Raw genomic sequence first — 16,581 nt, 5'->3', positions numbered from 1 at the left:
TCTGGAGTATCGGATGGACCCTACTGACCTCGGCCCAGGCACAGCTACCTGGCTGGGCGGTACCGGAACCGTATTGCTGGGCGCCTTCCTCTGGTTGCGCAAGTTCCTCTCGAAGGATGCTGCAGACCGAGCGATGGACAACGCCGATATCGGCACCGTCCGCCGCCTCAACGAACTCCTCGACTCAGAGCGCACCGCCCGGAAGGAAGCGGAGGCCCGTGCCGATCAGTTCGCCAAAGAGCGCAACGAGCTCGCCGCTGCGGTAGGTCGGATGGAGGGCAAGATTGAAGCCCTCACCAGTCACGTCGCACAGCTCACCGCAACGGTAACCTCGCAGAGCGAAGAAATCGCCCGTCTGCGTACCAAGCTGGGAGGCATCAACTGATGGACAGATGCGCAATGGAGTTCATTGCTCGCCGCTGGTGGCGCCGGGCTGAGATCTGGGTGATCGCCGCGCTGCTGCTCGCCGGCGGCCTGATCCTCGGTTACCAGGCTGGCGTGTGGTCAGCCAGCAGTGAGCAGACGAAGCAACTCGCCGAAGTGCGCCGCGCTTATGACGCTGCATTGGGTAAGCGTGACGTCCGGCTGAATAGCCTTGCCGAGAAGACACAAGACGCCGCAGTAAAGGTGCAAGAGGCATCGAACTCAGCAGTCCAGGCAGCCGACACGGCGAGCAAGGCAGCGGAGAAGGTCAACGAAGCCGTCGAGCGGCAAACACCATAGGTCGCGACACGTTTCGCGAGGGTGCAAATTGTGTCGCTACACGTAGGAATGTGGTTAGGCAGATCCGCGGCAGTCATGAATCACAGTACATCCGGTAGAGCTTTGTTAGTTCGCGCCTGTAAGCCTTTTCGTTGTACCTACGATGCAGCTTGTTGATTACCGATAGGACATCGGCGGCGACCATTACCGGATCGCGGTCGGATCTTCCCGCCCATTCACGGGCTGCTTGCACTACTTGATGTGCATCGACTTCACCGGCCATCTGCCGCGTCCTACTGCATGAATAGACAGACACCATAGACCAAGTAGAGCGTGAGGACGACGGGCCGCTCGAGTTGATCGAGACGCATGAGGCTACTTTGGCGAACGCATCCCCTTGGCACCATCTGTACAAGACGAAGCGCTGGTATCGATTGCGCTGGCACCAGCTGCAGGCAGAGCCAACCTGTCGCATGTGCCGAGCAATGGACGTTGTCGAAGCGGCCAACACCGTCGACCATGTCAAACCTCACAAGGGTGATGAGAGTCTGTTCTTTGATGCGTCGAATCTCCAGAGCCTGTGCAAGCCCTGTCATGACAGCGCCAAGCAGAGGCAGGAGAGGACCGGCATCCTGCCAGGGCACGACGTGGCAGGCATCCCAGTCGATCCGAATCATCACTGGAACCGCGATTGAGCGAATCCATGACGGGATCGGCTGAAGCACGTCAGTGCCCCCTAGGGGGAGGTCAAAATATGAGGTTTTTCGCCACATAGGACCGCCCTCGACCCTCTTCTTCATCTCTAACCCGGAAAACGCCGCCAAAACACAACGCGGCACGATTGAGAAAACCTATGACAGCCAAGCGCACCCGCTCCGATAGCGCGACATCGGCGGTTGCTGCTATGCAGGCCGCAGCCGCCGGGCCGCTGAAGCCACCCAGTTTCGTAAACATCCGCAAAGCCGACAAGCCGTTTTGGGATTCCATTGTGCGCGCGCGCACGCGAGAGAGCTGGACCGATTCCGACCTGGTCCTAGCCGGCAACCTTGCCAGATGTCTGTCTGACATTGAGCGCCTGCAGAAAGAGATCGATATCGAGGGTGATGTTCTGACCAATGATCGCGGTACTCAGGTGATCAATCCCAAGCACAACCTTCTGGAAACTTTGAGCCGTCGCGCCGTCGCCTTGAGTCGGACATTGCAAGTGCATGCCCAGGCCACTCAAGGCGAATCGCGCGACCAAGGCAAGAAGGCGACCAAGCAACGAGCAGCCGAGAAGGTGCTGGCGAATCAGGACGACGATGATCTGATCCCGAGAGCGATGCACTGATGGCGGCCCGGCGCAGAACGCGCGGTGAAAAAGTCATCGCGTTCATCGAGAAATATTGTCGTGTCCCGGAAGGCAAGCACGTTGGGCAGCCGCTGGTGCTGGATGACTTCCAAAAGGATTTCATCCTGGCCATCTACGACAACCAGGCCGGCACCAGCACGGCGTATTTGAGCATCGCCCGAAAGAACGGAAAGACCGGCCTGATCGCCGGGATTCTTCTGGCCCATTTGGTTGGTCCCGAGGCAGTGCTCAATACGCAGATCGTCTCTGGCGCAATGAGCCGAGATCAAGCTGGGGTCGTGTTCAAGCTGGCTGTGAAGATGATCCAGCTGAATCCGGATCTGAAAGAAATCATTCACATCGTCCCGAGCAGCAAACAACTAATCGGGCTTCCGCTCAATGTTGAGTTCCGTGCGCTTGCGGCAGAGGGCAAGACGGCGCACGGGCTGTCGCCAGTGCTGGCGATCCTTGATGAGGTAGGCCAGGTTCGAGGTCCCCAGAGCGATTTTATCGACGCGATAACAACCGCTCAGGGTGCTCACGATTCGCCACTGCTGATCGCAATCAGTACGCAGGCCGCGCAAGACAGTGACCTGTTCAGCATCTGGCTCGACGACGCCGAACGCTCGCAAGACCCGCACATTGTCAGTCACGTTTATCAGGCGCCGAAGGACTGCAAGCTCACTGACAGGGAAGCGTGGCGCGCGGCCAACCCGGCATTGGGGACGTTCCGCTCCCTGGAAGATTTGCAGAAACAGGCCGACAGGGCGAACCGAATGCCGGCGTCCGAGAACACTTTCCGCAACCTCTGCCTGAATCAGCGAGTGTCGACGGTTTCGGTGTTCGTTTCCAAAGGGGTGTGGGAGTCATGCGGAGGCGACCCGGATTCGCCGGACGGCCTTGATCTCTACGGTGGCCTGGACCTGTCATTCAGGACCGACCTTACCGCACTTGTCCTGATCGGCAAGCGCGACGGGGACTGGTGTGCGTGGGCGTTTTTCTGGACGCCGGAAGTTGGTTTGGCGGATCGCGCGAAACGCGACCGGGCGGCGTACGAGGTCTGGGCTCGCGAGGGATTGCTGATCACCACTCCGGGCGCCACCGTCGACTACGCGTTTGTTGCTGCAGACATCGCGCGAATCCTTGGCGAGCTGGGCGGCGACCTGGTGTCGCTCGCTTTCGACCGGTACCGCATCGACCTTTTCAAACGGGACGCTGAGGCGCAGGGCGTGTCGTTGCCGCTGGTCGAGTACGGCCAAGGCTTCAAGGATATGGCCCCGGCAATTGACGCGCTGGAGTCAGAGCTGCTGAACGGCCGGGTCCGGCACGGCATGCACCCAGTGCTGACGATGTGCGCGGCCAACGCGGTGATTCAGAAAGATCCGGCTGGCGGCCGCAAGTTCGCAAAGGACAAAGCTACCGGTCGCATCGACGGAATGTCAGCGCTCGCGATGGCGTTCGGCGCCACCCTGGGCGCTCCGCAAGAGAGCAAGGGCAGCATCGACGATTACCTCCAAAACGGATTTTCCGGACTTCTATAGGTTCAATATGGCGTCTCGCTGGTACAACCCAATGAGCTGGAGTTTCTTTGGCTTCAACGATCCCAAGACGGGCGAATACGTTGAAGTGCAAACGGACATCGGCGGCCAGACACGTTCTGGAGCAGTGATCACCCCCAAGAAAGCCATGGCAATCCCCATTGTCTGGTCCTGCATCAAGATCCTCAGTGAGACGGTTTCAGGGCTGCCTTTGAAGTTGTTCGAGGATCAGCCCGCCGGGCGGATTCTTGTGAAGGAAAACAAGCGTGCGTTACGGATTTTGGCCAAGCCAAACCCGTACATGACGATGCTGAACTTCATCAAGGCAGCCGTGGTGAACATGGCTCTGCGTGGCAACGGCTATGCGCTGATCGAGCGCGCTGACAATGGCGACTTCATCGGCCTGGTGCCGGTCGGCGCTGATGCCGTGGAAATCGATACCGAGGACGATCTGCTCTACTGGGTGACCCTCAACGGGAAGCGCTTCCCTGTCTCGCCTCAGAACATGCTGCATTTCAAGTTGTTCAGCGCTGATGGAATCTGCGGCCTTTCACCGGTTGAATTTCACAAGGAAGCCATGGGCCTGGCCAAGGCGGCACAGGACTGGTCAGCCCGCTTTATGCGAAAGGGCGGCTTCACCGGCGGTTACGTCATTTACGAGAACTTCCTCACCTCTGAGCAGCGCGACCAGGTGCTGAACAAATTTCCGAAGATCCGCGACGGAGACGTCGAGGACATCGGGAAAATGGGGTTGCTCGAAGGCGGCCCGACCATCGTGCCTGCTGGTATGACCCAGAAGGACAGCCAGTTCATCGAGTCCCAGCAGTTCCAGGAAGAAGCGCTCGCCGGCATCTGGGGCGTTCCGCTTTACCTGGCCAACCGCGCAGGCAAGACCTCAATCATGGGATCGAACCTGGAGCAACAAACCAGCGGCTTCATTACGTTCGGCTTGAGCCCCTACATCAAGGCTATCGAAGACGAGATCAACGACAAGCTGTTCGCAGGAACTGCCTTATTCGTCGAGTTCGTTGTCGAGGGGCTGCTGCGCGCAGATAGCGCGGGCCGGGCCACTTACTACAAGGGCGCCCTCGGCGGCTCCGGCGGCTCTGGCTGGATGACCATCAACGAGGTCCGCCGCAAAGAAAACCTTCCTCCGCTGGCTGGCGAAGAATACGACCGGGTCACCCGGTGGGAGATGCAGACCAATGTTCAGCAAGATTGAAGTGCCCTTTGAAGTAAAGGCCAGTGATGACGCCGGTAACTTCGAGGGATATGCAGCGGTGTTCAACAATGTTGACTTGGGTGACGACGTAATTCTCCCGGGCGCATTCACCAAGGTAAAGACCACTCGCGGCGGCCGTCTGAAGCTGGCGCTGTTTCACGACCTCACTCGACTGGTGGGTTCCGCAGACTTTACCCAAGACAGCCACGGGCTTTACATCAAAGGCAAAGTCAACTTGGCAGTGAGCTATGCCCGCGATGCTTACGAGCTGATGAAAGAGGGCACGCTCGACAGTATGTCGATCGGCTTCAACACGATCCTGGCGGCATACGAAGAGCGGGAAGGCCGGACCATCCGCATCATCAAGCAGGCAGAACTCTGGGAAGCATCTTTGGTGCCGTTCGGGATGAACCCAGAGGCGCAAGTGACCGACGTTAAGTCGGACATCAGAATTTTTGAGAAGGCCCTGCGCGATCGCATGGGCCTTTCTCAGAAGGAGGCGGCAGCAGTCGCCTCGCTCGGCTACTCCGCAGTGCACCGTGATGGTGGAACTGAGGCCACGGCGATCGTGGAAGGGCTGAAATCACTCTCCACCACTTTTGACAATTTTTTTAAGGTGTCGCCATGACCGATCCAATCCAAGAAGTAAAAGCCACGCTCGAAACTCAGTTGAAGGACGGCTTCACTGGTTTGCAGAAAAAGTACGACGCTGTTGCCGATGAACTGCAAAAGGGCAACACCGTCACCAGCGCGATGAAGGCTCAGATCGAAACCCAGAAGGGCGAAATCGAACGTGTCATCGAGCAGGTCCAGAAGCTGGAAGAAAAGGGCATCAAGCTGCGCAGTCAGCCCGGCGAGGCCAAGAGCTTCATCGACCTGGTCAAAAACGACGATGCTTATAAATCGTTGCAGGCGAAGAGCGTTTCCCTGGCCGATATCGAAGTGACCAAATCCGACATGGCCAGCATGAAGGAAATGAAGGTCACCAGCGCCGGTATCGTTGCGCCGAACTATGACCCGGTCATTCAGCCTGGAATCCGCCAGGAGCTGCGCATCCGCGATCTGTTGACCACCGTTCCGGTGTCCGGCCAGAACTACACCTACTTCAAAGAAAACCTGCACACCCGCGGCGCCGCACCAGTGGCGGAAGGTGGCTTGAAGCCAACCAGCAATGTGACCTTCACGACCCAGACCGACCGGGTCAAAAAGATCGCCGTCTGGATGCCCGTGACCGACGAGGCGCTGGACGATGTTCCTCAGCTGATGGCCTACCTGCAGGAGCTTCTGCGCTACGACCTCAAGCTCGAGGAAGAGCGTCAGATCCTGAAGGGCGACGGCACCGGTGAGAACCTGAACGGCCTGATGACCCAGGCCACCGTGTACAACGCGGAACTGACCAAAGCTGGCGATACCGCCATCGATCTGGTACGCCGCGCGATCTACCAGGTTCGCAAGCAATCGATGCTGTCCGCAGACGGCATTGTGATGACCGAGCTCGATTGGATGAACATTGAGCTGCAGAAGGATGGCGAGAACCGCTATCTGTTCGCGAACCTGCAAGGGTTGGTCACCCCGGTTCTGTGGGGGCGCCCGGTAGTTACCTCCGACAGTGTCGATGAGGGTGATGCCGACACCGGTGGCGAGTTCCTGGTGGCGAACTTCGCTCGCTCGTCGGTGCTGTTCGATCGCATGTCGTTCCTGTTCAAGATGGGCCTGATCAACGATCAGTTCATCAAGAACGAACGCGCGCTGCTGGTTGAAGAGCGCCTCGGCCTGGGCGTGCGCCGTCGTGAAGGTTTGGTCAAAGGCCGCTTCACCGTCGCGGCCTAACACCCGCAGCGTTCGATGGCCGGCCTTTGTGCCGGCCTTTTCGTTTCAGGAGGCAAGATGAAAATCAAAGCATTGTGGGGATTCGCCGGTAACGCGACGTTGCTGGGTGCCGACTCGAGTTCGGTGAGGGCTGGCCAAGTGTTCGACGAAGTCGATGATGAATACGGCCATACCCTGATTGGCAAGGGGCTGGCGGAGGAAGTCGACGGTGATGGCAAAACGAAGACTTCCGCGCCCAAGCAATCGAAGGCAACGGCCCCGAAAGAGAACAAGTAAATGATCGATCTGGCACGCGTGAAGCTCCACCTGCGAGTAGACGGCGACGACGAGGATTCGCTCATCACCGGTTACCTCGAGGCCGCAAAGGCGCACGTGGCCATGCACTGTGATCGCGAGCTCGTCGAATCGGCGCCGACCGGTCCTGAGCAAATGGCGTTCACCCCGGACGTCGAGCAGGCGGTACTGCTGCTCGTTGGGCACTGGTACGCCAACCGCGAGGCCGTGGTGATCGGCACTATCTCATCGGCTGTTCCGCTGGCCGTTGACCGACTTCTCTGGCCAAGGAAGCGTTTCTGATGAGAGCAGGCCCGATGCGTCACCGGTGCGCCATCCATAAAGAGGTGCGCACCCCGAACGGTTCCGGCGGCTTCAAAGTCGTCTGGACTGAAGTTGGAAAACTGTGGGCTGAGATAACCATCCCGACCGGGCGAATTGCACCGGTGGCCGAGCAGCTGAAGGCTGTGGTCACCGCCGAGATCCGCGTCCGGCCAAGGGCCGATGCCGTCGCAGGAAATCGCATCGTGCACACGGCGAAAGGAATCACCACCACCTACCTGATCGGCGCCGCGCTGATCGACAACGAGCACAGCATGCTCCGGCTGCTCTGCTCAAACGTCCCCAACCCTTGAGGGTGAATTTATGAAAGTTATTGCACTGGGTGCCTTGTCGGGCGCCACTGGCGATCGGGAAAAAGGCGAAGAGTTCGTGGTCGACGCCAAGCTCGGCGCCGACCTCATTCAGCGCGGGCTGGTGACGCCAGTAGCTGAGGCTGCTCCAGCGGATAAACCGGCCAAGGCCAAGGAGTAACCCATGGCCGCCCGCCGGTCGCGCATGTCTGGCGATTTCAAGTTGCGCAAAACGCTGCGCAACATCCACGCCACGATGGATAACGAATTGGTGGGCGTGATGCGGGAAGGCGCCGACCAGATCCTGGCAACGATGAGGCAACTCATTCCGAAAGACACCGGCGCCGCTTCCGCTGCGTTGAGGGTGTTCGTCTCCAAGAGTGGTCTAAATGCCGAGATCGGCATCCGAGGCAAGCGTGACACCCAGCGCTTCTTCTATCTGCGCTTCCTGGAGTACGGGACGAAGGGGTACAGCGGCACGCTATACCGTCGAGCGGACAGTAACGCCGTGGGCGGTGAGCACACCAACAACCGCGACAAGTCCAAGCTGTCCGGTCGGCGCAACGCATTGCGCGCGCGCGACACGAAGAACAAGTCCGACGGCTCCACGTTCTACGGCAAGTACCCGGACATTCCGGCCCGGCCGGCTCATCCATGGTTGCGACCAGCCAAGGACGTGAACCGCGAATTCGTGCTGGCCAACATCCGCGCCGCGGTATCCAGGACGCTGCGCAAAGCCAGCATGGGAGCGGGCAATGAGTGATCCGTCTGTTGCTCTGCAGGAAGCGGTATTCGCCAGGCTAGAAACTGAAGTTTCATGCCCGGTCTACGACGGTGCGCCGATGGACACCGACATGCCGTATGTCTCGATCGACCGCGAGATATCCACCAACACCTCACCGATCGCCGGGCGCAAGCGTCAGCAGCGCCTGATCTATCTGTCGGTCTGGTCAGACGCGCATGGCCAGGCCGAGGTAAAGCGGATCATCGGCGAGGTCGTTTCAGCACTGGACGAGCGCCGCCTGCCTCTGGCTGTTGGCCGGGCAGTATCGGTCAGGGTTGAGCAAGCGGACGCGCAGCGTGACGCCGACGGCGTGACGTACCAGGGATCGATCACGGTCCGCGTCATCACCACCCATTAAACCCAACACCGGCCGCACCGCGGCTTTATCCAATGTGCCTTTGGAGGATTACCCATGGCCGATGACAACCTCAACACAGCCGCCGGCTGCCGATTCTCGCTGGGCACCAAGTCCGGCGCCACGACCGAAACGGATTACAAAGCTGACACCTACGTCGAAGTGGGCGAGATCGAAGACCTCGGCGAGTTCGGCGACACCTTCAGCTCGGTGACCTTCACCTCGCTGCGCGACGGCCGGGTTCGCAAGTACAAGGGCACCGCGGACGCTGGCGACATGACCCTGACCGTAGGCCTCGACAATGGCGACGCCGGCCAAGCAGCGCTGAAGGTCGCGCACAAGGACCGCAGCAAGGGCGATTACAACATCAAGATCACCCTGAACGATGGCGACCCCGACGCAACGCCAGCGGTGCTGCCGACCACGTTCTACATGCGTGGCAAGGTCATGAACAACACCGTCGCCGCTGGCGCCGCTGACAACGTGGTTCGCCGCAACGTCACGATCGGCATCAACTCCGACATCCTCGAAATCCTCCCGGCGGCCGTTGCGCCGTAACCTGAGGGGCTTCGGCCCCGCTTTCCAAGGATCTGACGCATGAGCAAAACCCTCTACGGTACCGTTGAAGTCGAGCTGGATGGTGAGACCTACACACTGAAACCCACGCTTGAGGCCGTTCGCGCGATCGAGGCGCACTTCGGCGGTCTGCGCGGCGCGTCCCAGGCAATCAACGCGCTGAGCGTCGACGGCTGCGCGGTGATCATCGCCGGCGGCGCTGGCTTGAAGGGCAAGGACGCTGAGGCTGTCGCCGAACAGGTCTGGCAGGCCGGCGTTCTGGAAGTGTCAGTCCAGCTCAACGCTTACCTGGTGGCGCTGTACAACCCGCGCGGTACCGCTCCGGGAAAGACGAAGCCGGCGGCGGCGTAAGCGCTGTCGAGGATGGCAGCTACGTCGACCGGCTGTATGCAGTAGCCACTGGCTGGCTCGGCTGGTCGCCGGATCTGGCCTGGCGCACGCCCATGCCGGAGCTGTTCCTGGCCATGGACGCCAAACTCGAATGGACGCAAATGACCAACCCCTTCGGCGGCAAGGCTGCCGGGAAGAAGGAGAAGCCGAAGCCATCGACCGTTGCGGCGAAGTTGCGCCAGGCGCTGACGGGGCGGCAGGCTGCATGATTTGGTATCAAGAGCTTATTTGATAGGCTATCGGTTTGAATGGAGGCAAACCTGATGCAAGTTCTGATTGTCTTGTTGCTCTTGGTCATAGCCGTTGCTTTGGCGCCGGGCTTTTTCCTTGGACTTGCCGCACTGGTGTTGTCTGCTGGCAACGTAGTTCTGTTTTCGCTGACTTCGGTCGCGATCATTCTGGTGGCCGTCTACGTTTGGCAAAGGCGCTCGAGCGATCCAGCCAGACTACAGGCGAAGGAGGAACGCCGGATCCGAAAGATCACTGATGCAGCCAACAGGAAGAATTCCAATCAGCGATGACTTCCGAACTAATTACAAGATAGAACCCGCGACGGCGGGTTTTTTATTGCCTGGAGAAAAGCATGGCAGATACCGACGTACACGGGATGCTTGTTCGCATTGAGGCCACCACGGCGCAGTTGCGTCAGGAGATGGCTCGGGCGGATTCAACCGTCGGTCAGTCTGCTGGCAAAATCGACAAGAGTTTGGGGCGTATCGATACAGCATTTGATCGCGCGGGAGAGAGCGCCCAAGGCGCAGCGGGCGTGATCAAGAACGCCTTGGCAATCGCGGTAGGTGCCGCGTCGGTTGGCAAAATCATTGAAACTGCTGACTCCTTCAGCCAGATGTCCGATCGGATCGGCATGGCAACCGGCAGCGTCAATGAATACAACCTAGTACAGGATCGCCTTCTCGAAACGGCCAAGCGTACCTATCGGCCATTGGCTGAAGCCCAAGAGCTGTACATCCGAACGTCAGATAGCCTGAAGTCGATGGGTTATAGCACCAGCCAAGCGCTGGACGTGATGGACAGCTTCAGTTTCCTTTTGGTAACGAACTCTGCATCGGCGGACAAAGCCAGCTCGGCAATTGATGCATATTCGAAAGCGCTTCAGACCGGCAAGGTGGAGGCTGATGGGTGGCAGGCAATCCTCGCCGCTATGCCGACCGTGGTCGATACGATTGCTAAGTCTACCGGGAAGACAGCAGAAGAGATTCGCAGTTTGGGTGCCCAAGGTAAGCTGGCACTCGACATCCTCACCGAGGGATTGCAGAAATCGGCTCACGCCAACGGCTTGCTGGCTGACAGCATGGGCGTCGCTGTGCGCGATGCAATGCAGAACCTCAATAACGCGTTTTCGGTGTACGTGGGCCGGCTGAACGAGACCACTGATGGCACTGGAGTACTGGCCAAAGGTATCGGCGCGCTTGGGGATAATTTCGAAGTTCTCGCGGACATCGCTGGTGTTGTAGCTGTCGGTGCTCTGGCGGGTTATCTACGTCAACTCGCTGGATCTGCAGCAGCCTCAATTTCTGCGACCAAGGCTGCCGTTGCTGATGCGGTAGCGCGCAAGGCCCAAGCAGCCGCTGTTCTGCTTGCGGCCCAAGCCGACCAACAAAAAGCACAAACTTCCGTTTTTCTTGCAGAGAAAGAGGCAATTGCCGCGAGGGGCACAGCCGTGCAAGCGCAGATGTCGCTGCAGCTCGCCGAAGCAAGAATGGTGGAAACCCGGGCAACCAATGCTGTAGCCGCAGCTCAAGTTGCCGCAAGTCGTGCCTCTCTCGGTGTAATGGGAGTCCTTGGTGGACCTGCGGGTATCGCGGTGTTGGCGATTGGAGCCGCCACTGCGTTTCTCACGCTGCGCGACAACACGAGCGTACTCGAGAAGAAGCTTGGTGATCTCGGCGATCCCATTGATAAGCTGGTTGAGAGGTTCAACAAGCTCAACAGGGCAACGCAGTCTGTCACGCTCAGGGAGTTGAAAGCGTCCATCGAGGAAGCCGAGGGCGACCTGACTACGGCTGCCGGATCAATTGCTTTTGAGTTTCAGAGCAGTCTGACAAATGCCGGTCTCGCTGGCGCTTCCGGCTTCATGGGGGGATCGCTCCGCTACCTGCCGAGTTTCAGTCGGCAATGGACATCATCAAAAAGGCATCGAGTGATCAGTCTGCTGGAATGGTTGTCGACTGGAAGGCTGTAGCTGAACAGGTCCGAGAAATTCCCGGTGTGACTGCCGAGATGGTCGACGCTTTGGAAGAAAGCGGCGGTGCAGCAGCGGAAAAGGCCGCGCTGATTGCGCAATTGAAAACCGCACTGGCTGAGCTCACCGGCGAGACAGACGCTAATACTCGAGCGGAGCGTGAAAATGCTGCGGCCCGGGCTGGCGCAAACGAGGCCGGGCAAAAGTATCTTGATCAGTTGCTTAAGCAGCTGGCGTCGGCTCAGGACAAGACCAGTCTGGAAGCGGCAAATCGGTATATCGCCGAGAACAGTCTGCTTACAAAGGAAATGGTCGTTGCAATTCGCTCAGCTGCAGCGGCGAAGGACGCCCAGAAAGCATCTGATGATGCGGCCGCCAAAGCCGCGCGGAAGAACGCTACCGAGAGCACCTCTGCCGCCAAGCAGCAGCTCAAATCGTTCGATACTGCCGAGGAAGGCTACAAGCGCCAAATTGAGCTGATTAACACCACCGGTGACAAGCAGAAGGACGCCACCGAGGTTCAGAAGCTTTCGTTCGAACTTCAGGAAGGAAAGCTGGGCAAGCTCAGCGAGGCGCAGAAGAAAAAGCTGATGGGCATGGCGGCAGAGCTGGATGCTCTGAACAAGCTGAAGAAGGCCAACGAGGACGACCTGAAGCTGACCGCGTTCAAGAACGCGCAGGGGCTGACAACTCGTACGTCAAAGGACGGCTACGAACAGGAACTCGCCGGCGCCGGCATGGGCGACAAGGCGCGTGATCGAATGCGCGCCGACCTGGCAATGCGCCAAAAGTATGCGGCTGATGTCAACGAATTGGTAAAGCAGCGCAACAGTGGGGAAATCACCCCTCAGCTGTACAAGGATGAAACGGCGGTGTTGCAGGCCGAGTACGACAAACGATTGCAGTATCAGCAGGACTTCTACGCGGCCACCGATGAGCAGCAAGCCAATTGGATGAATGGCGTCAACGAGGCCTGGGCGAACTACGCGGACGCTGCCAGGGACTACTCGCAGATCGCTGCCGATGTGACCTCTACCGCGCTGAGCACCGGGACCAGTGAACTGGGCACCTTCTTCTCTGACGTGGCGAGCGGTGCTGAAGACGCCGGCGATGCGCTGGGGGATATGGTCGGCAACTTCGCGAAGTCGATGCTGAAGGCGCTGGGCGACATGGCGGCGCAGTGGCTGATCTACCAGGGCGTGCAAATGCTTGTCGGTAAAACCACGCAGGCGAGTGCCGCAGGCACGCTCGGCGCGAACGCCGCGGCCATGTCGTTGCAGGCTGGTCTGAACGCTTATGCCGCGACAGCCGCGATCCCGATCATCGGCCCGGCCGCTGCGCCGGCGGCGATGGCTACCGCTCTGACAGTAACAGGCCCGCTTGCTTCCGCCGTTGGCATGACCGCCATGGCTGGCGCTGGCTTCATGGAGGGCGGCTACACCGGTGACGGTCGTCGGGATGAGATCGCCGGACCGGTTCACCGTGGCGAATACGTGTTCAACGCAGACGCGACAGCGCGTATTGGAGTGGGCACCCTGGAAGCGTTGAGCAACGGGAAGGCCGCGTTGGTCGGGCAATCCGGCTCGAGCACCGGTAGTGGTTCGCCCGCGTCGGCGCCGGCGCCCATCATTTTCAACGCGCCAGTGACCGTTCAGGCTCAGCCAGGCATGAGCAATCAGGAAGCACAGGCGCAGGGCGATTCGATTGGTGCTGCGCTTGAGGCTCGGATGGGGCAGTTTCTTGATCGGGAGATGCGCCAAGGCGGGCGACTCTGGAGGCGAGGTTGATGGCCGAGGAATTTATCTACGATGTCGAGGTGGGCGCCGATGGCGACGTCTCTCAGCGGACCTGGGAAAACGAGTTTGGCGACGGTTACGTGCAGGCTGGCGGCATCGGCATCAACACGAAAAGCCAGGTCTGGAATCTCACGCACACCGGCTCGATGGAGCAGGGGGAGGAGCTGCCGCTGATCTGGGCGTTCCTCGATCGGCATGAAGGCTACAAGTCTTTCCTCTGGACGCCACCAGGTGGCGTCCGTGGGCGGTACCGGTGCAACGGATATAAACCCCGCTCTGTTGGCCCCGGACTATTCACTCTCACTTTCGCCTTCAAGCAGGTCTACACCCCCTGACTGAAAGCAATGACTGACCCCGTCCCGTGCGGGGTTTGTTGTTTCTGGAGTCCCATGAATTACAACACCGATATTCAAAAGCTCGAGCCGGGCAACCAGATCCGGCTGTTCGAGCTCGACGCTACACGCCTGGGTGCGAACCTCTGGCGGTTCCACGGTCATGCACAGGAAGGCGACATTGTCTGGCAGGGGCAGCTTTACTCGCCGCTCCAAATCACGGCCAAAGGTTTCGACATTCGCGGCGACGGGCGCCCCGCGGCGCCGACGTTGCAAATCGCCAACGAGCTTGGCGGCGTGCGCGGCGCGATCACTGCCCTGTGCTTGCAATTCCGCGACCTCGCCGGCGCGAAGTTCACGGTAATCGAAACCTTCCGCCATTACCTGGACGCGGCCAACTTCCCCGACGGCAACCCCACCGCAAGCAATCAAAGCCGGAAAAACATCTGGTACATCGAGCAGAAGACCGAGGAGACGTTCGACTCTCTGACTTTCTCGATGTCCAGTCCTACCGACATGGAAGGGCAGATGTTGCCGTCCCAGCAGATCACCAAGCTTTGCCGGTGGGCGTGCCGTGGTGGTTACCGCGGTGAGGCCTGCGCGTACATGGGGGCTGCGATGTTCACCAAGAAAAACGAACCCACCGACAACCCCGCGCTCGACCAGTGCGGCGGGTGGTGGAGCAGCTGCAAGCTGCGTGGCAACACGCGTCGCTTCGGCGGTTCCATGGGTGCAAGCCTTATCGCAAGTTCGAGGTAACCAATGCGTATCAATCAAAAGCTGCAGGACGAAATCCGCGCCCATGCGGAGCGCGCTTACCCGGGCGAAGCGTGCGGGCTGCTGGTGAAGACCGCGACCGGCCGCCAGTACGTGCCGTGCACGAATCGCGCGAAGTCGGAGCGAGAAAACTTTCAGATTGACGAGCGCGACCAGGCCGCCGCCGAGGACCTGGGCGAAGTGCTGGCAATCATCCATAGCCACCCGGACAAGGCGCCCACGCCGAGCATGGCGGACCGGGTCAGTTGCGAGCTTCACGAACTGCCGTGGGGCATCGTCGGCTGGCCTGGCGGTGAGTTCGAATGGTTCAAGCCGTCGGGCTTCGAAGCACCGTTGCTGGGCCGCGACTTCTCCCACGGTCTTCTGGACTGCTGGGGTGCCTGCCGCGATTGGTACGCGCGCGAGGGCGGTTTGCAGTTACCGAACTTTGAGCGTCACGACCTGTGGTGGGAGGACGAGAACGGGCCGAGCCTGTACGAGGACAACTTCAAGTCCGCGGGCTTTTACGAAGTTGAAGAGGCGCGGCGCGGCGACATGCTGGTGCTACAGGTGCCGACGATCGGGCGACCGTGTTTCCACCCAAACCATGCCGCCATCTATCTCGGTGACAACCCGCACTTTGCAAGCGAGCAAGCGCCGGCGCTCGGCGGGTCAGGTCCATTCATTTATCACCACATGCCTGGCCGGCTTTCCAGCCGAGAGGTTTACGGGTGGTCCATGGCCAACCGCGTAAAACTGATCCTGCGACACAGAGACTACCGACCATGACCATGACGACCATCAAACTCGGCGGGGTTCTGGGCAAGCGCTTCGGCCGCGAGTACCGGCTGGACCTCTTCGGCTTCCGGGACGCGATGAGCGCGCTCTGCCAGATGAAGCCGGGCTTCGAGAAGTTCCTACGCACCGCCGAGGAGCGCGGGCTGGTGTTTGCCGTGTTCCTCGACGAACGAAACATTGGCGAAGAGGAGCTCGACTTGCGCGGTGCTGGCGCGAAAGTTATCCGCATCATGCCGATCATTCAGGGCAGCAAGTCGGCCGGTGTGTTCCAAACGATCTTGGGTGTGGCGCTGATCGTGGCCGGCTTGTTCACCGGCGGCACCACCTCCGCGCTCGGCATGGGGCTGCTCGCCACCGGTGCGGCGGTCGGCTTGGGCGGCGTAGTGCAGATGCTGTCACCGACTACCAAAGCCAACACCGCCGACAAGAACGAAGACGGCAACAATCCAAGCTATGGCTTCGGCTCGGCGGTGACCACGATCGCCCAGGGAATCCTTATCCGCTGTTGTACGGCGAGCGTGAGATCGGCGGCGCCGTTGAGTCCGGGGGCATTTACACCCAGGACATTCTTTGAACTGTCATTCAGTTTTGTTCAGGGCGGTGGTGGCTTGGAAGATTGTGTCGAAGTCGAATTAGCCATCGCATCAGCCGGGCTTTCGGGTGTCTGTGCGGGTTTTGGTATTGGCGTAGTGGATTTGACTACCCCTTTCCAGGGCTTTACGACTTTCTCGGCAAGGGATGATCTCGTTGTTACGGTCTCATTATTCTTGGAGTAAACAACCTCTTTTTCTCTTTCCTTGCGCAAACCTTCCTTTACAGAATGTGCCTGTTTTATTCCGGCCAACATTACTTTTGCTGTTTCTGGATTTGTGCAAATGCAGTGTACGTAGTCCAGTTCTTGCACCACCCAAACATCACTGCCGGCCAGTGGCTCCCCGTCTTTATCAGTGGGGTGGATAAAAAATTCTACCGTCATGGTGGCCACGCTCCTGTTCTTGGTCTGCCTGTATATCAAAGGGGCCGCTGAATCAAAAGCTGATTCGGACTTCACTTAATTCAAGCAT

At 59.5% G+C, this 16,581-nt stretch carries 24 protein-coding genes and 1 pseudogene; 24 read left to right on the top strand and 1 reads right to left on the bottom strand.

The annotated features are described in order from the left end of the window. The first annotated feature begins 13 nt into the window (after positions 1 to 13). The 24 genes and pseudogenes from M0746_RS19775 to M0746_RS19660 all read left to right on the top strand — a co-directional run bounded on the left by M0746_RS19775 (position 14) and on the right by M0746_RS19660 (position 16,091). The gene (locus tag M0746_RS19775) at positions 14 to 385 is read left to right on the top strand and encodes a DUF3450 domain-containing protein (RefSeq protein ID WP_258450328.1); all 372 of its coding nucleotides are present in this window, start codon (positions 14 to 16) and stop codon (positions 383 to 385) included. Continuing rightward, positions 385 to 723, top strand: a complete 339-nt coding sequence (locus M0746_RS19770; RefSeq protein ID WP_252885320.1) for a hypothetical protein — start codon at positions 385 to 387, stop codon at positions 721 to 723. Before M0746_RS19775 ends, M0746_RS19770 begins: the two co-directional genes overlap by 1 nt. A 452-nt stretch (positions 724 to 1,175) precedes the next feature. Next, positions 1,176 to 1,397, top strand: a complete 222-nt coding sequence (locus M0746_RS19765; protein WP_342454968.1) for an HNH endonuclease — start codon at positions 1,176 to 1,178, stop codon at positions 1,395 to 1,397. Positions 1,398 to 1,555: 158 nt separating this feature from the next. Then, entirely contained in the window at positions 1,556 to 2,032 is a 477-nt protein-coding gene (locus M0746_RS19760) for a TerS protein (protein WP_127648860.1), read from the top strand. After that, the gene (locus M0746_RS19755; protein ID WP_258450327.1) at positions 2,032 to 3,573 is read left to right on the top strand and encodes a terminase large subunit; all 1,542 of its coding nucleotides are present in this window, start codon (positions 2,032 to 2,034) and stop codon (positions 3,571 to 3,573) included. The genes M0746_RS19760 and M0746_RS19755 overlap by 1 nt, the downstream gene beginning before the upstream one ends. Before the next feature lie 7 nt (positions 3,574 to 3,580). Then, entirely contained in the window at positions 3,581 to 4,792 is a 1,212-nt protein-coding gene (locus M0746_RS19750) for a phage portal protein (protein WP_258450326.1), read from the top strand. After that, entirely contained in the window at positions 4,776 to 5,420 is a 645-nt protein-coding gene (locus tag M0746_RS19745) for an HK97 family phage prohead protease (protein ID WP_258450325.1), read from the top strand. Before M0746_RS19750 ends, M0746_RS19745 begins: the two co-directional genes overlap by 17 nt. Beyond that, positions 5,417 to 6,622, top strand: a complete 1,206-nt coding sequence (locus tag M0746_RS19740; RefSeq protein WP_258450324.1) for a phage major capsid protein — start codon at positions 5,417 to 5,419, stop codon at positions 6,620 to 6,622. The genes M0746_RS19745 and M0746_RS19740 overlap by 4 nt, the downstream gene beginning before the upstream one ends. A gap of 57 nt (positions 6,623 to 6,679) precedes the next feature. Beyond that, a complete protein-coding gene (locus M0746_RS19735) occupies positions 6,680 to 6,898 on the top strand; it encodes a DUF7302 family protein (protein WP_160055715.1) in 219 nt (72 codons plus the stop codon). Then, positions 6,899 to 7,198 carry a head-tail connector protein gene (locus M0746_RS19730; RefSeq protein ID WP_160055717.1) on the top strand — a complete coding sequence of 100 codons (300 nt, stop codon included), beginning with the start codon at positions 6,899 to 6,901 and terminating at the stop codon, positions 7,196 to 7,198. Beyond that, on the top strand, positions 7,198 to 7,530 hold the full coding sequence (locus tag M0746_RS19725) for a head-tail adaptor protein (protein ID WP_076565740.1): 333 nt from the start codon (positions 7,198 to 7,200) through the stop codon (positions 7,528 to 7,530). Before M0746_RS19730 ends, M0746_RS19725 begins: the two co-directional genes overlap by 1 nt. A gap of 10 nt (positions 7,531 to 7,540) precedes the next feature. After that, a complete protein-coding gene (locus M0746_RS19720) occupies positions 7,541 to 7,708 on the top strand; it encodes a hypothetical protein (RefSeq protein WP_258450323.1) in 168 nt (55 codons plus the stop codon). Between the two features lie 3 nt (positions 7,709 to 7,711). Continuing rightward, the gene (locus tag M0746_RS19715; RefSeq protein ID WP_258450322.1) at positions 7,712 to 8,290 is read left to right on the top strand and encodes an HK97-gp10 family putative phage morphogenesis protein; all 579 of its coding nucleotides are present in this window, start codon (positions 7,712 to 7,714) and stop codon (positions 8,288 to 8,290) included. After that, positions 8,283 to 8,669 (top strand): DUF3168 domain-containing protein, encoded by a 387-nt coding sequence (locus M0746_RS19710; protein ID WP_258450321.1) that lies wholly within the window; start codon positions 8,283 to 8,285, stop codon positions 8,667 to 8,669. The genes M0746_RS19715 and M0746_RS19710 overlap by 8 nt, the downstream gene beginning before the upstream one ends. 54 nt (positions 8,670 to 8,723) lie before the next feature. After that, positions 8,724 to 9,224, top strand: a complete 501-nt coding sequence (locus M0746_RS19705) for a phage tail protein (RefSeq protein WP_258450320.1) — start codon at positions 8,724 to 8,726, stop codon at positions 9,222 to 9,224. Positions 9,225 to 9,263: 39 nt separating this feature from the next. Next, entirely contained in the window at positions 9,264 to 9,593 is a 330-nt protein-coding gene (locus tag M0746_RS19700; RefSeq protein WP_258450319.1) for a hypothetical protein, read from the top strand. A 92-nt stretch (positions 9,594 to 9,685) separates the two neighbouring features. After that, positions 9,686 to 9,841 (top strand): hypothetical protein, encoded by a 156-nt coding sequence (locus M0746_RS19695; protein WP_258450318.1) that lies wholly within the window; start codon positions 9,686 to 9,688, stop codon positions 9,839 to 9,841. 54 nt (positions 9,842 to 9,895) lie between these two features. Beyond that, complete coding sequence (locus M0746_RS19690; protein ID WP_258450317.1) at positions 9,896 to 10,153, top strand: hypothetical protein; 258 nt, start codon at positions 9,896 to 9,898, stop codon at positions 10,151 to 10,153. A gap of 62 nt (positions 10,154 to 10,215) precedes the next feature. After that, entirely contained in the window at positions 10,216 to 11,835 is a 1,620-nt protein-coding gene (locus M0746_RS19685; protein WP_258450316.1) for a tape measure protein, read from the top strand. Beyond that, entirely contained in the window at positions 11,769 to 13,622 is a 1,854-nt protein-coding gene (locus M0746_RS19680) for a phage tail tape measure protein (protein ID WP_258450315.1), read from the top strand. Before M0746_RS19685 ends, M0746_RS19680 begins: the two co-directional genes overlap by 67 nt. Then, the gene (locus tag M0746_RS19675) at positions 13,622 to 13,966 is read left to right on the top strand and encodes a phage tail protein (RefSeq protein ID WP_159245089.1); all 345 of its coding nucleotides are present in this window, start codon (positions 13,622 to 13,624) and stop codon (positions 13,964 to 13,966) included. Before M0746_RS19680 ends, M0746_RS19675 begins: the two co-directional genes overlap by 1 nt. Positions 13,967 to 14,020: 54 nt before the next feature. Then, a complete protein-coding gene (locus M0746_RS19670) occupies positions 14,021 to 14,722 on the top strand; it encodes a phage minor tail protein L (protein WP_258450314.1) in 702 nt (233 codons plus the stop codon). A gap of 3 nt (positions 14,723 to 14,725) precedes the next feature. After that, complete coding sequence (locus tag M0746_RS19665; protein WP_258450313.1) at positions 14,726 to 15,508, top strand: C40 family peptidase; 783 nt, start codon at positions 14,726 to 14,728, stop codon at positions 15,506 to 15,508. Next, positions 15,505 to 16,091: pseudogene (locus M0746_RS19660) on the top strand (tail assembly protein). The gene M0746_RS19665 and the pseudogene M0746_RS19660 overlap by 4 nt, the downstream one beginning before the upstream one ends. A gap of 18 nt (positions 16,092 to 16,109) precedes the next feature. Here the strand turns inward: M0746_RS19660 and M0746_RS19655 are convergent. Beyond that, complete coding sequence (locus tag M0746_RS19655; protein WP_258450312.1) at positions 16,110 to 16,493, bottom strand: hypothetical protein; 384 nt, start codon at positions 16,491 to 16,493, stop codon at positions 16,110 to 16,112. Positions 16,494 to 16,581: the final 88 nt, after the last annotated feature.

The sequence above is a fragment of the Pseudomonas sp. S11P7 genome, assembly GCF_023195435.1.
Taxonomy (GTDB): domain Bacteria; phylum Pseudomonadota; class Gammaproteobacteria; order Pseudomonadales; family Pseudomonadaceae; genus Aquipseudomonas; species Aquipseudomonas fluorescens_G.
The sequence above is the reverse complement of the archived record's forward strand: the minus strand, read 5'-3'. Positions and strand labels throughout refer to the sequence as shown.

Coding starts and splice junctions, on each gene's coding strand:
- M0746_RS19775 (WP_258450328.1), top strand. CDS start 14: ATGGACCCTACTGACCTCGGCCCAGGCACAGCTACCTGGCTGGGCGGT.
- M0746_RS19770 (WP_252885320.1), top strand. CDS start 385: ATGGACAGATGCGCAATGGAGTTCATTGCTCGCCGCTGGTGGCGCCGG.
- M0746_RS19765 (WP_342454968.1), top strand. CDS start 1,176: ATGTGCCGAGCAATGGACGTTGTCGAAGCGGCCAACACCGTCGACCAT.
- M0746_RS19760 (WP_127648860.1), top strand. CDS start 1,556: ATGACAGCCAAGCGCACCCGCTCCGATAGCGCGACATCGGCGGTTGCT.
- M0746_RS19755 (WP_258450327.1), top strand. CDS start 2,032: ATGGCGGCCCGGCGCAGAACGCGCGGTGAAAAAGTCATCGCGTTCATC.
- M0746_RS19750 (WP_258450326.1), top strand. CDS start 3,581: ATGGCGTCTCGCTGGTACAACCCAATGAGCTGGAGTTTCTTTGGCTTC.
- M0746_RS19745 (WP_258450325.1), top strand. CDS start 4,776: ATGTTCAGCAAGATTGAAGTGCCCTTTGAAGTAAAGGCCAGTGATGAC.
- M0746_RS19740 (WP_258450324.1), top strand. CDS start 5,417: ATGACCGATCCAATCCAAGAAGTAAAAGCCACGCTCGAAACTCAGTTG.
- M0746_RS19735 (WP_160055715.1), top strand. CDS start 6,680: ATGAAAATCAAAGCATTGTGGGGATTCGCCGGTAACGCGACGTTGCTG.
- M0746_RS19730 (WP_160055717.1), top strand. CDS start 6,899: ATGATCGATCTGGCACGCGTGAAGCTCCACCTGCGAGTAGACGGCGAC.
- M0746_RS19725 (WP_076565740.1), top strand. CDS start 7,198: ATGAGAGCAGGCCCGATGCGTCACCGGTGCGCCATCCATAAAGAGGTG.
- M0746_RS19720 (WP_258450323.1), top strand. CDS start 7,541: ATGAAAGTTATTGCACTGGGTGCCTTGTCGGGCGCCACTGGCGATCGG.
- M0746_RS19715 (WP_258450322.1), top strand. CDS start 7,712: ATGGCCGCCCGCCGGTCGCGCATGTCTGGCGATTTCAAGTTGCGCAAA.
- M0746_RS19710 (WP_258450321.1), top strand. CDS start 8,283: ATGAGTGATCCGTCTGTTGCTCTGCAGGAAGCGGTATTCGCCAGGCTA.
- M0746_RS19705 (WP_258450320.1), top strand. CDS start 8,724: ATGGCCGATGACAACCTCAACACAGCCGCCGGCTGCCGATTCTCGCTG.
- M0746_RS19700 (WP_258450319.1), top strand. CDS start 9,264: ATGAGCAAAACCCTCTACGGTACCGTTGAAGTCGAGCTGGATGGTGAG.
- M0746_RS19695 (WP_258450318.1), top strand. CDS start 9,686: ATGCCGGAGCTGTTCCTGGCCATGGACGCCAAACTCGAATGGACGCAA.
- M0746_RS19690 (WP_258450317.1), top strand. CDS start 9,896: ATGCAAGTTCTGATTGTCTTGTTGCTCTTGGTCATAGCCGTTGCTTTG.
- M0746_RS19685 (WP_258450316.1), top strand. CDS start 10,216: ATGGCAGATACCGACGTACACGGGATGCTTGTTCGCATTGAGGCCACC.
- M0746_RS19680 (WP_258450315.1), top strand. CDS start 11,769: ATGGACATCATCAAAAAGGCATCGAGTGATCAGTCTGCTGGAATGGTT.
- M0746_RS19675 (WP_159245089.1), top strand. CDS start 13,622: ATGGCCGAGGAATTTATCTACGATGTCGAGGTGGGCGCCGATGGCGAC.
- M0746_RS19670 (WP_258450314.1), top strand. CDS start 14,021: ATGAATTACAACACCGATATTCAAAAGCTCGAGCCGGGCAACCAGATC.
- M0746_RS19665 (WP_258450313.1), top strand. CDS start 14,726: ATGCGTATCAATCAAAAGCTGCAGGACGAAATCCGCGCCCATGCGGAG.
- M0746_RS19655 (WP_258450312.1), bottom strand. CDS start 16,493: ATGACGGTAGAATTTTTTATCCACCCCACTGATAAAGACGGGGAGCCA.